This is a genomic window from Streptomyces sp. AC602_WCS936 (assembly GCF_019049125.1).
In the GTDB taxonomy this organism is placed as follows: Bacteria; Actinomycetota; Actinomycetes; order Streptomycetales; family Streptomycetaceae; genus Streptomyces.
Genome location: NZ_JAGMUF010000061.1, coordinates 41,066 through 54,498 on the forward strand (window position 1 = coordinate 41,066; position 13,433 = coordinate 54,498).

General features: G+C 71.0%; 11 protein-coding genes. 3 read left to right on the forward strand and 8 right to left on the reverse strand.

Annotated elements, in window-relative coordinates; translation table 11 throughout:
- Positions 1-27: 27 nt before the first annotated feature.
- The 7 genes from KUM03_RS21445 to KUM03_RS21475 form a co-directional block, all read right to left on the reverse strand.
- Positions 28-558: a GNAT family N-acetyltransferase gene (locus KUM03_RS21445; RefSeq protein ID WP_217250903.1), complete on the reverse strand. Its 531-nt coding sequence runs from the start codon at positions 556-558 to the stop codon at positions 28-30.
- Positions 559-628: 70 nt separating this feature from the next.
- A complete protein-coding gene (locus tag KUM03_RS21450; protein WP_217250904.1) occupies positions 629-1,477 on the reverse strand; it encodes a GNAT family N-acetyltransferase in 849 nt (282 codons plus the stop codon).
- 101 nt (positions 1,478-1,578) lie between these two features.
- Positions 1,579-2,736 carry a flavodoxin-dependent (E)-4-hydroxy-3-methylbut-2-enyl-diphosphate synthase gene (gene ispG, locus KUM03_RS21455; protein WP_073731521.1) on the reverse strand — a complete coding sequence of 386 codons (1,158 nt, stop codon included), beginning with the start codon at positions 2,734-2,736 and terminating at the stop codon, positions 1,579-1,581.
- 225 nt (positions 2,737-2,961) lie between these two features.
- Positions 2,962-4,254, reverse strand: a complete 1,293-nt coding sequence (locus tag KUM03_RS21460; protein WP_217250927.1) for an RIP metalloprotease — start codon at positions 4,252-4,254, stop codon at positions 2,962-2,964.
- 8 nt (positions 4,255-4,262) lie between these two features.
- Entirely contained in the window at positions 4,263-5,519 is a 1,257-nt protein-coding gene (gene dxr / locus KUM03_RS21465; RefSeq protein ID WP_217250905.1) for a 1-deoxy-D-xylulose-5-phosphate reductoisomerase, read from the reverse strand.
- Positions 5,520-5,628: 109 nt separating this feature from the next.
- A complete protein-coding gene (locus KUM03_RS21470; protein WP_217250906.1) occupies positions 5,629-5,868 on the reverse strand; it encodes a helix-turn-helix domain-containing protein in 240 nt (79 codons plus the stop codon).
- A gap of 152 nt (positions 5,869-6,020) precedes the next feature.
- Entirely contained in the window at positions 6,021-7,976 is a 1,956-nt protein-coding gene (locus KUM03_RS21475; RefSeq protein WP_217250907.1) for an acyl-CoA dehydrogenase family protein, read from the reverse strand.
- A gap of 320 nt (positions 7,977-8,296) precedes the next feature.
- Between KUM03_RS21475 and KUM03_RS21480 the strand changes: the two genes are divergently transcribed.
- From KUM03_RS21480 to KUM03_RS21490, 3 genes are all read left to right on the forward strand, one after another.
- A complete protein-coding gene (locus KUM03_RS21480) occupies positions 8,297-9,310 on the forward strand; it encodes a LacI family DNA-binding transcriptional regulator (RefSeq protein ID WP_217250908.1) in 1,014 nt (337 codons plus the stop codon).
- Positions 9,311-9,372: 62 nt separating this feature from the next.
- Positions 9,373-11,415 (forward strand): TIM-barrel domain-containing protein, encoded by a 2,043-nt coding sequence (locus KUM03_RS21485; protein WP_217250909.1) that lies wholly within the window; start codon positions 9,373-9,375, stop codon positions 11,413-11,415.
- A 66-nt stretch (positions 11,416-11,481) separates the two neighbouring features.
- A complete protein-coding gene (locus KUM03_RS21490; RefSeq protein WP_217250910.1) occupies positions 11,482-12,669 on the forward strand; it encodes a sulfotransferase in 1,188 nt (395 codons plus the stop codon).
- Between the two features lie 25 nt (positions 12,670-12,694).
- Here the strand turns inward: KUM03_RS21490 and KUM03_RS21495 are convergent, their stop codons facing one another.
- Entirely contained in the window at positions 12,695-13,402 is a 708-nt protein-coding gene (locus tag KUM03_RS21495; protein ID WP_217250911.1) for a hypothetical protein, read from the reverse strand.
- Positions 13,403-13,433: the final 31 nt, after the last annotated feature.

A 13,433-nucleotide genomic window follows, 5' to 3' on the forward strand; every position in this document is an offset into this window, starting at 1 on the left:
GTGCGGTGGAAATCGGTTATGCCCCGGCTAGTGCCTGCGGAGCGGGAGCGGGGCGCCCATCACCGCGTACGGTTTGGGGGCGCTGGGGAAGAGGACCTGGCGGGCGAGGTCCTGGTAGCCGAGGGAGTGGTAGAGGCCGCGGGCGGGGCTGTCCCGGTCGATCGCGGAGAGGATCGAGCGGGGCTGGGTGGCGGCGTCGGTGATCGTGGTGATCAGGGAGCGGCCCAGGCCGCGGTTCTGGTGCGCCGGGTGGACGTGGAGTTCGGTGATGACGAAGGAGTCGTCGAGCCAGGTGTCGTTGCCCTGGGCGCGGAGGTAGGGCTCGACGACGGTCGACCACCAGTGGGAGCGGTCGTTGGGCATGCCGTAGACGAAGCCGACCAGGTCGCCTCCGACGGTGGCGCCGAGGGCCCGGGCACCGGGGTAGGTCATGTGGCGCAGGACGATCTGGCGGCGGACGGCGACCTCGTCGGGGCCGAGGCCGAACGCGACGGCCTGGACGGCCAGGGCCTCGTCGACGTGGGCGGAGAGGTCCAGTGGGCCGATCACGACGTCCATGTGCGGGAGCCTAGCGCTTCGCTGGTCAGGGCAGGGGTGCGGGTTGCCGTTCGGGTACCGGTCGTGCGGGTCAGAACAGGACGCTCATGAACGCGCCGATCTCCTGGAAGCCGACCCGCTGGTACGTGCGCCGGGCCGCCGTGTTGAAGTCGTTGACGTAGAGGCTCACGACCGGGGCGACGTCCGCGAGGGCGTAGCGCAGGACCGCCGCCATGCCGGGGGCCGCGAGGCCCCTGCCCCGGTACTCGGGGGCCACCCACACGCCCTGGATCTGGCAGGCGCGGTCGGTGGCGGCGCCGATCTCGGCCTTGAAGACGACCTTGCCGTCGGCGTCGAAGCGGGCGAAGGAACGGCCGGAGCCGACCAGTTCGGCGACCCGGGCCTGGTAGAGCAGGCCGCCGTCGCCGGCCAGCGGGGAGATGCCGACCTCCTCGGTGAACATCGCCACGCAGGCCGGCATGATCCGCTCCATCTCGTCCTTGCGGACGCGGCGGACGTAGGGGTCGGGGGCGATGTCGGCGGGGAGGTGGTCGGTGACCATGAGGGGCTGGCGGGTGCGGACCTCGCGAGCGGGGCCCCAGCCCGGTTCGAGGAGTCGCCAGAGCTGGGCGGTGGTGTCGGCGGGGCCGACGATGGAGGAGCAGCGGCGGCCGGCCCGGCGGGCGCGGTCGGCGAAGGCGCGGACGGCGCGCGGGGTGGCGCAGATGGGGACGAGGTTGGCGCCCGCGTAGCACAGGGAGGTCAGCATGCCGTGCTCGTACCAGCCCCACATCTCGCCGCCGAGGCGCCACGGGTCGAGGCCGGCGATCTGCACGCGTGCGGTCACGAAGGCGTTGGCGACCGGCTCGCGGTCGAGGACGGCGAGCGCGGCGTCCAGGTCGCTCGGTTCGAGCACGCGGGAGGTGGTCTGCGTCAACACGTGCGGGGGCCTCACCCTGAGATCTGCTGGTCTCCGCACTGTACCTGCCACGAATATGCCGCGCCGCCCCCCTGGGGCGACGCGGCAGGAGCAGGAGTGGATCAGCCCGCGACGGAGACCGAGGGCTCGCCGGAGGTCACGCCGTCGGCCTCCATCTGCTCGGCGATCTTCATGGCTTCCTCGATGAGGGTCTCCACGATCTTGGACTCGGGGACGGTCTTGATGACCTCGCCCTTGACGAAGATCTGGCCCTTGCCGTTGCCGGAGGCGACGCCGAGGTCGGCCTCGCGGGCCTCGCCGGGGCCGTTGACGACGCAGCCCATGACGGCGACGCGGAGGGGGACGTCCATGCCGGTGAGGCCTGCCGTGACCTCTTCGGCGAGCTTGTAGACGTCGACCTGGGCGCGGCCGCAGGACGGGCAGGAGACGATCTCCAGGCCGCGCTGGCGCAGGTTCAGCGACTCCAGGATCTGGATGCCGACCTTGATCTCCTCGACCGGCGGGGCGGAGAGGGAGACGCGGATGGTGTCGCCGATGCCCTGGGAGAGCAGCGCGCCGAAGGCGACGGCCGACTTGATGGTGCCCTGGAAGGCGGGGCCGGCCTCGGTGACGCCGAGGTGGAGGGGGTAGTCGCACTGGGCGGCGAGCTGGCGGTAGGCCTCGACCATGACGACCGGGTCGTTGTGCTTGACGGAGATCTTGATGTCGCGGAAGTCGTGCTCCTCGAAGAGGGACGCCTCCCACAGGGCGGACTCGGCGAGGGCTTCCGGGGTCGCCTTGCCGTACTTCTGGAGCAGGCGGCGGTCGAGGGAGCCGGCGTTCACGCCGATGCGGATCGGCGTGCCGTGGTCCTTGGCCGCCTTCGCGATCTCCTTGACCTTGTCGTCGAACTGCTTGATGTTGCCCGGGTTCACGCGGACCGCCGCGCAGCCGGCCTCGATCGCGGCGAACACGTACTTCGGCTGGAAGTGGATGTCGGCGATCACCGGGATCTGCGACTTCTTCGCGATCACCGGGAGGGCGTCGGCGTCGTCCTGGGTGGGGCAGGCCACGCGCACGATCTGGCAGCCGGACGCCGTCAGCTCGGCGATCTGCTGGAGGGTCGCGCCGATGTCGGACGTACGGGTCGTGGTCATGGACTGCACGGACACGGGGGCGTCGCCGCCCACCGCCACGGTCCCGACCTGGATCTGCCGGCTCTTGCGGCGCTCCGCGAGCCTGGTGGGAACGTCCGGCATGCCGAGAGAAATCGCAGTCATCTGCTGTGCAACCCCAAGTCGTGGATCAAGGTCCGGTCCCGTCAGCGGCGGGCTCCGGCATTCGAGATTACGGCACGGACATGAACGTCCGGCACACGGCGTACGGGAGATGCACCCTTTGGCGTCCATCTGCCGTACGACCGGCGTGAAGCCCGGTCCGGAGGGACATGCTCTCCGGATCGGGCTTCTCGTCGGACCACAGGTGTGGTCCGGTTCGTACGGGAATCAGCTGATCCGTACCGGGTTGACTACGTCCGCCACCAGGACGAGCAGCGTGAAGCAGACGAAGATGCCCGCCACCACGTAGGCCACCGGCATCAGCTTCGCCACGTCGAACGGTCCCGGGTCCGGGCGGCGCAGCACCTTGGCCGCGTTCCGGCGCAGCGACTCCCACAGCGCCCCCGCGATGTGGCCGCCGTCGAGCGGCAGCAGCGGGAGCATGTTGAAGAGGAACAGGGAGAGGTTGAAGCCGGCCACCAGCATGACGAACATCGCGAGCTGCTGGGTGGGCGGGATGTCGAGGGTGGCGATCTCGCCGCCGACGCGGGCCGCGCCGACGACGCCCATCGGGGAGTCGGCCTCACGGGGGCCGTCGCCGAAGGCCGCGTCCCACAGGGCGGGGATCTTGGAGGGCAGCGCGGCGAGGGAGTCGACGGCGTCGCCGATCCGGTCGCCCATCCAGGTCACGGACTGGCCGAAGTCCTGTTTCACCACGCCGGTGGCCGAGCTGAAGCCGAAGAAGCCGGCCGTGACGTACTCGCCTTCGACGATCCGGCCGTTGGAGTCCTTCTTCGCGACCTGGTTGGTGGCGATGGTCGCCTCGAGGGTGACCTCTTGGCCGTCCCGCTCGACGACGACCGGCACCGTCTCGCCGGGGTGGGAGCGGATCAGGTTGGACAGCCGGTCCCATTCGTCGGTCCGTACGCCGTCGAAGGCGACGATCTTGTCGCCCGCGCGCAGGCCGGCCGCGGCGGCCGGGGAGGCCGGGTCGGACTTGGTGCAGTCGTCCCGGTTCTCGCTCTGCGAGATGACGCACTGGGAGACGGAGCTGACGGTGGTGGTCTGCTGGGAGATGCCGAAGCCCATCAGGACGGTGAGGAAGAGCACCACCGCGAGGATGAGGTTCATGAACGGGCCGGCGAACATGACGATGACGCGCTTCCACGGCTTGCGCGTGTAGAACAGGCGCTTCTCGTCACCCGGCTGGAGCTCCTCGAAGGCGGCCGAGCGGGCGTCCTCGATCATGCCGCGCCAGGGCGAGGTGGAGCGGGCCTCCAGCTTGCCGTCGGCACCGGGCGGGAACATGCCGATCATGCGGATGTAGCCGCCGAAGGGGATGGCCTTGACGCCGTACTCGGTCTCGCCCTTCTTCCGCGAGAAGATCGTCGGCCCGAATCCGACCATGTACTGCGGCACGCGGATGCCGAACATCTTGGCGGTGGACAGGTGCCCCAGCTCGTGCCAGGCGATGGAGAACAGCAGGCCGACCGCGAAGACGACTATGCCGAGGATGAACATCAGGGTCGTCATGCACGGGCCTCCGCCGTCTGTGCCGCCAGTTGCCGGGCCCGGGTGCGTGCCCAGGTCTCCGCTTCGAGGACGTCCGGGACGGTCAGCGAGGTTCCCGCACGGGGGGTGCCGTGTTCCTCGACCACCCGCGTGACGGTCTCCATGATCCCGAGATACGGCAGCGCGCCGGAGCGGAACGCCTCGACGCACTCCTCGTTGGCGGCATTGAACACCGCCGGAGCCGTGCCCGCGAGCTGCCCGACGTGCCGGGCCAGGTCGACGGAGGGGAAGGCCTCGTTGTCCAGCGGGAAGAACTCCCAGGTCGAGGCCTTGCTCCAGTCGAAGGCGGGGGCGGCGTCGGGGACCCGCTCGGGCCAGCCGAGGCCCACGGCGATGGGCCCGCCCATGTCGGGGGGCGTGGCGTGGGCCATTGTCGATCCGTCCGTGTACTCGACCATCGAGTGGACATACGACTGCGGGTGCACGACCACCTCAATGCGGTCGAAGGGAATGTCGTAGAGGAGGTGGGCCTCGATCACCTCCAGGCCCTTGTTGACGAGGGTGGCGGAGTTGATCGTGATCACCGGGCCCATGGCCCAGGTGGGGTGGGCGAGGGCGTCCTCGACGGTGACGGCCGCCAGCTGCTCCCTGGTACGCCCCCGGAAGGGCCCGCCGGAGGCGGTGACGACGAGCTTGCGCACGTCGGCGCGGGTGCCGGCGGCGAGCGCCTGGAAGAGAGCGGCGTGCTCGGAGTCGACCGGGATGATCTGCCCGGGCTTGGCGAGGGCCTTGACCAGCGGGCCGCCCACGATGAGCGATTCCTTGTTGGCGAGCGCGAGGGTGCGGCCCGCTTCCAGGGCGGCCAGGGTCGGGGCGAGTCCGATGGAGCCGGTGATGCCGTTGAGGACGGTGTGGCAGTCGGAGGCGGCGACCTGGGTGGCCGCCTCCGGTCCCGCGAGGATCTCGGGGAGCGGCTCCCCACTGCCGTACTGCGCCCGCAGGGCTTCCCGCAGCGCCGGTACGACGTCCTCGCGGGCGACGGCGACGGTCCGCGCCTTCAGCCGGTACGCCTGCTCGGCGAGGAGGGCGACCCGGCCGCCGTTGGCGGACAGGGCGGTGACCCGGAAGCGGCCCGGGTTGCGCAGCACGAGGTCGATGGCCTGGGTCCCGATCGACCCGGTGGACCCGAGGATCACCACGTCCTTCGGGCCGTCGCCCGCCACCGGGTCGTACACGAGGTGGGGGTCGGCGAGGGGGGCTGGACTGTCGCTCATTCCCCCATTGTGGCCGCAACGGCCCTCCGGGAGGACAGCGCGTCCCTCGCAAGGGTGTCGTGCGAGGACAGGGGGCCACCGAGCCGGGCCCCACCTGGGGCGTGCTCACTCAGTCATCGGCGACCAATTCGGCGAGCGGGACGTCCAGCACGTGCCCGATGAGGATCAAGTCGTCGAGGTTGGTGTCGTCGGCACCTTTCTCGACTTGGTCGATCCTCCTGCGCCCGAGCCCGGTCCTCTCGCCGAGTTCGTCCTGGCTGACGCCGAGGGCTTCACGTCGGGCACAGATGCGCCGCCCGAGCAGGCGCAGTTGGTGGGTCACCCAGTCGGGCGGCGGATCGGACTGCATGTGATCACGCTACCTGTCCCGGCCCGGCCCCGACTCGACGCTTCGTTCAACGCGGACGAAGCAGCGTCCTGGCAGTGACGAAACTCGGCCGTTCACAGAGCCCCTGTGTGCCTCGGCGCCGTACAAGCGGCGCCGAGGCACGGGGTGTGGCGTCAGCCGATGGGCCGGCGGACGTTCTCCCTGGTGCTCGGGCCGGGCGCGGCGTCCGCGATCCACGGGCCGTCGCCCGACGGGTCGACGACTCCCTGTTCCAGCCACTCGTAGGCACCGCCCAGCACGCCCTTGACGACCTTGCGGTCGAGGTCGTCGGTGTTGGTCCACAGGCGGCCGAAGAGTTCCTCGACGCGGATGCGGGACTGGTGGCAGAAGGCGTCGGCGAGCTGGTAGGCCTCGCGGCCGTGGTCGCCCTCGGCGCGCAGGTGCTCGGCGCGGACGCAGGCGGCGCTCATCGCGAAGAGTTCCGCGCCGATGTCGACGACGCGGCCCAGGAAGCCCTGCTTGGTCTCCATCCGGCCCTGCCAGCGGGACATGGCGTAGAAGGTGGAGCGGGCGAGCTTGCGGGCGGTGCGCTCGACATGGCGCAGGTGGACGGAGAGGTCGCGGTGGCCGGACGGGTGGAAGTCGGCGTAGGAGCGCGGGAGCTGTCCCGGGCCGGCGACGAGCTTCGGCAGCCACTTGGCGTAGAAGACGCCGGCCTGCGCGCCCGCCTTCGCCTTGTCGGAGAGGGTCTTGTCGGGATCGATCAGGTCCCCGGCGACCGAGAGGTGGGCGTCGACCGCCTCGCGCGCGATCAGCAGGTGCATGATCTCGGTGGAGCCTTCGAAGATGCGGTTGATGCGCAGGTCGCGCAGGAGCTGCTCGGCGGGGACCGCGCGCTCGCCGCGGGCTTCGAGGGAGGCCGCGGTCTCGAAGCCCCGGCCGCCGCGGATCTGGACCAGCTCGTCGGCCATCAGGCAGGCCATCTCGGAGCCGTAGAGCTTGGCGAGGGCGGCCTCGATGCGGATGTCGTTGCGGTTCTCGTCGGCCATCTGGGAGGAGAGGTCGAGGACGGCTTCGAGGGCGAAGGTCGTCGCCGCGATGAAGGAGATCTTCGAGCCGACCGCCTCGTGCAGGGCGACCGGCCTGCCCCACTGCTCGCGCACCGCCGACCACTCGCGGGCGATCTTCAGGCACCACTTGCCGGCGCCGACGCACATGGCGGGGAGGGAGAGACGGCCGGTGTTGAGGGTGGTGAGGGCGATCTTGAGGCCGGCGCCCTCCGGGCCGATGCGGTTGGCGGCGGGCACCCTGACCCGGTGGAAGCGGGTGACGCCGTTCTCCAGGCCGCGCAGACCCATGAAGGCGTTGCGGTTCTCGACCGTGATGCCCTCGGAGGCGGCCTCCACGACGAAGGCGGTGATGCCGCCCTTGCCGTCCGTCCCGTCCTCGGACTTCGGTACGCGGGCCATGACGACGAGCAGGTCGGCGACGACGCCGTTGGTGGTCCACAGTTTCACGCCGTCGAGGACGTAGTCGTCGCCGTCCCGGACGGCCGTGGTCGCCAGGCGCGCCGGGTCGGAGCCGACGTCCGGCTCGGTGAGCAGGAAGGCCGAGATGTCGGTGCGGGCGCAGCGCGGCAGGAACGTGTCCTTCTGCTCCTGCGTGCCGAACATCTTCAGCGGCTGCGGCACTCCGATCGACTGGTGCGCGGAGAGCAGCGCGCCGATCGCCGGGTTCGCGGATCCGACCAGGGCGAGGGCCTTGTTGTAGTAGACCTGGGTGAGGCCGAGACCGCCGTACTTGGTGTCGATCTTCATGCCGAGGGCGCCCAGCTCCTTCAGCCCGGTGATCACGTCGTCCGGGATGCGGGCGTCGCGCTCGATCACGGCCCCGTCGATCTTCGTCTCGCAGAAGTCGCGCAGCTTGGCGAGGAACTCCTCGCCGCGCTGGACGTCCTCGTCGGCGGGGAGCGGGTGGGGGTGGATGAGGTCGAGACGGAAGCGACCGAGGAAGAGCTCCTTGGCGAAGCTCGGCTTGCGCCAGTCCTGTTCGCGGGCCGCCTCCGCGACCTGGCGGGCCTCGCGTTCGGTGACGGTGGGTCGGGAGGAGGGGGTGGTTGGTGCGGACATGAGGCTCACCTCGCCGCGAATCGGCATCGGGGGACCGTACGCCCGCGAAGATCGACACGGTTCGTGGTGCGCGAACTTGCGGACGTACGTTACTAGTCGGTGCTACCCGATCGTATGTACCCGATCCCGGACGGGCCCACCACCCTTCGTGCGGCCGTTCGGCCGACACGCCCGAGGAGGGGGCGGCGGGAGAGAAGGCTGTCGAAGCGCTTCGACAGCCTATGGACACCCACCCTCAGTAGGGTTACTGTCGATCCACCCTCACCCGCAGTTGTCCACCCCGCGCGCTGTCGAAGCGCTTCACAAACTTGGAGAGCTGGATGGTCACCCTCGCCGACGTCGCCCAGCACGCCGGAGTCTCGGCGAGCACGGTGAGCTATGTCCTCAGCGGCAAGCGGTCCATCTCCGCCATCACCCGCCAGCGGGTCGAGGAGAGCATCCGGAAGCTCGGCTACCACCCGAACGCCGGCGCCCGCGCCCTGGCCAGCAGCAGGTCGAACATCATCGCGCTGATGATCCCCCTGCGCACCGACATGTACGTCCCGGTGATGATGGAGATCGCCATCGCGGTCGCGACCACCGCCCGCACCCACGGGTACGACATCCTGCTGCTCACCGGTGAGGAGGGCCCCGACGCGGTGCGCCGCGTCACCGGCAGCGGGCTCGCCGACGCGATGATCCTGATGGACGTCGAACTCGACGACGAGCGGCTCCCCCTGCTGCGGGGCACGGACCAGCCGTCCGTGCTGATCGGGCTGCCCGCCGACACCACCGGGCTGACCTGTGTCGACCTCGACTTCCGGGCGACCGGCGCGCTGTGCGTGGAGCACCTGGCGAAGCTGGGGCACCGCGACATCGCCGTCATCGGCGAGGCCCCCGCCGTCTACGAACGGCACACCGGCTTCGCCGAGCGCACGCTCGACGGGCTGCGCTCCCGGGCACGCGAGCTGGAGCTGCGGCTGCTGCACCGGCCCTGCGAGGGCGGGTACGACGCGATGGCCGCCACCCTGGCCCGCGTCTTCGACGAGCGGCCGGACACGACCGGGTTCGTCGTCCAGAACGAGTCGGCCCTCGAGCCGCTGCTCGCCCTGCTGCGCCAGCAGGGCCGGGCGGTGCCCGAGGACGTGTCGGTGGTCGCGGTCTGCCCGGAGCAGGTCGCCACCCAGGCCTCGGTACGGCTCACGTCCGTCGCCCTGCCCGCGCAGGAGATGGGCCGGCACGCCGTGGAGCAGCTGATCGCCAAGCTCGACGGGCACGGCGGCGACGAGGTCGTGCTGCTCGCGCCGGAGCTGACCGTGCGGGCCAGCTCGGGGCCGGCGCCCGTCCGGACGTAGGGTCTTCCTCCTTCTCGCGCAGGGCCTCTTCCACCCGCAGGAACTCCCCAGGAGCATGCCTCGTGACCCAGCCTGCCCAGACACCGCCCAAGGTCAGCCTCGCCCAGTCCTCCCCCACCGTCGGCACGCTCCGCGAGCGGGACGGGGCGCTGGAGTGGAGCGGCCGTCAGGAAACCGTGCGGATCCAACCGTGGGGACCGGACGCGGTCCGGGTCCGGGCCCGGCTCGGCGGCCCCGTGCTGGAGGACCTCCCGGGCGCCCTGCTGCCCGACGCCCCGGCCGCCGGGAGCACCGTCAAGATCGAGGACGGACGCGCCACGCTGACCGTCGGCGCACTGACCGTGGAGGTCGACGCCGAGGGACTGGTGCGGTTCGTGCGGTCCGCCGACGGCGATGAGCTGCTGGCCGAGGAGCGCGCCCATTTCTGGTGGCCCGGCCCGCGCCTCTACACGGCCGTCGGCAACGGGTACCACCGGCTGGAGCAGCGGTTCGCCGCCCACGACGACGAGAAGCTGTACGGCCTCGGCCAGCACCAGCACGGCCGCCTCGACCAGAAGGGCCTGGTCGTCGACCTGGTCCAGCGCAACGCCGAGGTGTCCATACCCGTCCTCACCTCCAGCCGCGGCTACACACTGCTGTGGAACAACCCGGCCATCGGCCGCGTGGAGCTGGCCCTGGGCGGCACCCGGTGGGTCGCCGACTCCGCCCGGCAGATCGACTACTGGATCGCCGCCGGCACCCCGGCCGACACGCAGCGCCGCTACAGCGCGGTGACCGGCCGGACGCCGATGCTGCCGGCGTGGGCGGCGGGCTTCTGGCAGTGCAAGCTGCGCTACCGCACGCAGGACGAACTCCTCGCGGTGGCCCGGGAGTACAAGCGGCGCGGGCTGCCGATCGACGCGATCGTCTGCGACTTCTTCCACTGGACGCACCTGGGCGAGTGGAAGTTCGACCCGGCCGAGTGGCCGGACCCGGCGGCCATGGTCCGTGAGCTGGACGAGCTGGGCATCAAGCTGGTGGTGAGCGTCTGGCCGTCGGTGTCCCCGCTCTCCGAGAACCACCCGGTCATGGAGCAGCGCGGGTACTTCATCGGCACCCAGTACGGCCCGATGGCGCACGCCGACTGGCCGGACAAGGAGGTCGCCTCGACGGTACAGGTCGCCTTCTACGACGCCACCAACCCCGAGGCCCGTGATTTCGTGTGGTCGCGGATCAAGGAGAACTACCTCGCCCCCTACGGCATCACCGCCTTCTGGCTGGACGCCTGCGAGCCGGAGCTGAAGCCCGGCTTCCCGGAGAACCTGCGCTACTGGGCGGGCCCGGGCCTGGAGGTCGGGAACATGTACCCGGCCGAGAACTCCCGTGCCTTCGACGAGGGCCTGCGCGCCGCCGGGGTGGACGAGGTGATCACCCTCAACCGCTCGGCCTGGGCGGGCAGTCAGCGCCACGGCGCCGCGCTGTGGTCCGGCGACATCGGCACCGACTTCGCGACCCTGCGCCGCCAGATCGCGGCCGGTCTCAACACCGCGCTCTCCGGCATCCCCTGGTGGAACACGGACATCGGCGGCTTCCACGGCGGCGACCCGGACGACCCGGCCTACCGGGAAGTGCTCGTCCGCTGGTTCCAGTTCGGCGCCCTGTCCCCGCTGATGCGCCTGCACGGCTTCCGCGACCCGGGCATGCCGCTGGGCCCGGACATGACCGGCGGCCCGAACGAGGTGTGGTCGTACGGCGAGGAGGCGTACCCGGTCCTGGAGAAGTACCTGCGGCTGCGCGAGCGCCTGAAGCCGTACGTCCTCGACGTGATGCGCGAGGCGCACGTGGAGGGACTGCCGGTGATGCGGCCGCTGTTCCTGGAGTTCCCCGGGGACCAGGCCGCCTGGGACGTCGACGACGCCTATCTCCTCGGCCGGGACCTGCTGGTCGCGCCGGTGCTGACGGCCGGTGCCACGGTGCGCACGGCCTATCTTCCGGCGGGCGCGCGCTGGACGGACGCGTGGACGGGTCAGACGTACGAGGGCGGGGCGGCCGTGACGGTGGACGCGCCGCTGGACCGCATCCCGCTGTTCCTGCGGGACGGGGCCGAGCTGCCGGTGGCCCGGTAGGGTCGCCCTACATGCTGTCAACTTCCCTGCGCACCAGTAGAGTTGTCGGGTCGCGAAAGGAACCCCGTGCCCTCGACTCCGCTCGCCCTCAGGCTCGCCGACCTGGCGCTACGGCCCGCGTTCGGCTCCCGTCGCACGCCCGACCGGACCTTCGACCGGCTCCTCGCGCGGGCAGGAGGCGTTGCGGGTGACGAGCGGTTCGCCGACGACTTCCGTTCCCTGCTGCGCTGGTGGGCCGGGGCCGAGAACCTCACCCCGGTCGGCTGGCAGTCCGCGCAGTCCCACGTCCGCAGGCACCTCACCAACCGGGCCCGGATCCGGCGGCTGATCGCCGAGCACCCCGAGATCGAGCGGGAGCCCGTCGAGAAGCCGGTGTTCGTGGTGGGCCTGCCGCGCACCGCGACGACGCTCACACACGGTGTGCTGTCCCTGTCGGACGAGCACCGCTCCCCCCGGCTGTGGGAGCTGCTCAACCCCAGCCTGGAGGTACCGCCCGGCGAGCGGCGCAAGGCGACCGCGCCCGCGCGCCGGATGGTCGACGGCATCAACATGCTCACGCCACGCTTCCGCGACATCCACCCGATGGCCGCCGAAGGCCCCGAGGAGTGCACCTTCGCCCTGCCGCACGCGTTGATGCCGCTCTCCTCGGCACGGATACCCGAGTACCAGGCCTGGCACTACGAGCGGGACTTCGTCGCCGACTACCGCCACCTCAAGCAGGTCTACCAAGTACTCCAGTACGGTCGTCCGCGCCGCCGCTGGATCCTCAAGTCCCCCATGCACCTGGAGAACCTCGACGCGCTGCACACCGTCTTCCCGGACGCCACCATCGTGTGGACGCACCGCGACCCGGTCACCGCCGTCGCGTCCTTCTGCAGCCTGGTCGAGCACGGCATGGCCGTCAGCACCCGCCCCGTCGACCCGCGCGGCATCGGCGCCACCTGGCTGGAGCTGCTGAGCCGCTCCGCAGCGCGCGGTCTCGCGGCCCGTGCCGCCATCCCCCGCCAGTCACTCGTGGACGTCCCGTACTCCTGGCTCGGATCCGACCCGGGTACGGGCGCGCCCAAGCTCTACGGCGCCGTCGGCGCCCGCTGGACCGACGCCGAGGCCGCCCGGCTGGCCGCCGTCGCCGCCCGCCCCAAGGGCACCCGCCCGCACCGGTACGAGCTGTCCCGGTACAGCCTGACCCGCGCCGACGTCGAGTCCGCCTTCGCCGAGTACAACGCGCTGCGGGCCGAGGTCGACCGCGCCTGACGGCACGGCCGGCCCCGGCGTCGCGTCAGCCGCCGTTGACGGTCATGCTGTTGGTGCGGAAGTCCAGGCCGCCGGGCGACGAGGTGATCTCGTAGCCGAACTGCACGTCCCCGATGGTCTCGTCGCCCATCCAGCCCTTGGTGTCCTTGATCCACTTCAGGATCGGCAGGATGTCGACGGTGCCGGAGTCCGAGTCCGAGGTGCGCAGGAACGAGAAGACCTCGTTGGCGCCGTTGTCGCCCTTGTGGACGTCCCAGGTGTGGCCGCCGAGGGCGACCGTCCCCTGCGGGCTGCCGAGCGGGCCGACGGCTCCGTTGTGGTTGACCCAGAGCATGATCTCGTAGTCGTAGTCCGTGTCCCAGATGTCGTACGACGTGTTGTACGCGCCGGACGACGGGACCGTGACGTCGTAGCTGCTGCTGAGCGAGGTGAGGGAGGTGATCGGCTTGTTGATCACCTTCTTGGCGTTCGGGTAGGACTTGATGCCGCCGGTTCCCGGGTGGTCGGCCCAGACGCCCCAGTCGGTGCCGGAGTTGGCCCACACGCACTGGCTGCCGGCGCCGGAGCCCCAGATGTTGTTGTAGAGGATGTAGCCGTTCAGTTGGGTGTTGCCCCACTGGTCGCAGGAGTTCCAGACGGCGGCCTGGGCGGGGGCCGAGGCGAGGCCGACGGTGGCGCCGAGGGCCAGGGCGGGCGCCAGCAGGGCGGTCAGGGTGCGTGTGCGTGGTGCCATGGGGTTCCTTCCATGGGTGGGGGGATTCGCG

Bases quoted from the DNA above. Each gene is read 5' to 3' on its own strand.
- KUM03_RS21445 (WP_217250903.1), bottom strand. From the start codon at position 558: ATGGACGTCGTGATCGGCCCACTGGACCTCTCCGCCCACGTCGACGAG.
- ispG (WP_073731521.1), bottom strand. From the start codon at position 2,736: ATGACTGCGATTTCTCTCGGCATGCCGGACGTTCCCACCAGGCTCGCG.
- KUM03_RS21460 (WP_217250927.1), bottom strand. From the start codon at position 4,254: ATGTTCATCCTCGGCATAGTCGTCTTCGCGGTCGGCCTGCTGTTCTCC.
- dxr (WP_217250905.1), bottom strand. From the start codon at position 5,519: ATGAGCGACAGTCCAGCCCCCCTCGCCGACCCCCACCTCGTGTACGAC.
- KUM03_RS21470 (WP_217250906.1), bottom strand. From the start codon at position 5,868: ATGCAGTCCGATCCGCCGCCCGACTGGGTGACCCACCAACTGCGCCTG.
- KUM03_RS21475 (WP_217250907.1), bottom strand. From the start codon at position 7,976: ATGTCCGCACCAACCACCCCCTCCTCCCGACCCACCGTCACCGAACGC.
- KUM03_RS21480 (WP_217250908.1), top strand. From the start codon at position 8,297: ATGGTCACCCTCGCCGACGTCGCCCAGCACGCCGGAGTCTCGGCGAGC.
- KUM03_RS21495 (WP_217250911.1), bottom strand. From the start codon at position 13,402: ATGGCACCACGCACACGCACCCTGACCGCCCTGCTGGCGCCCGCCCTG.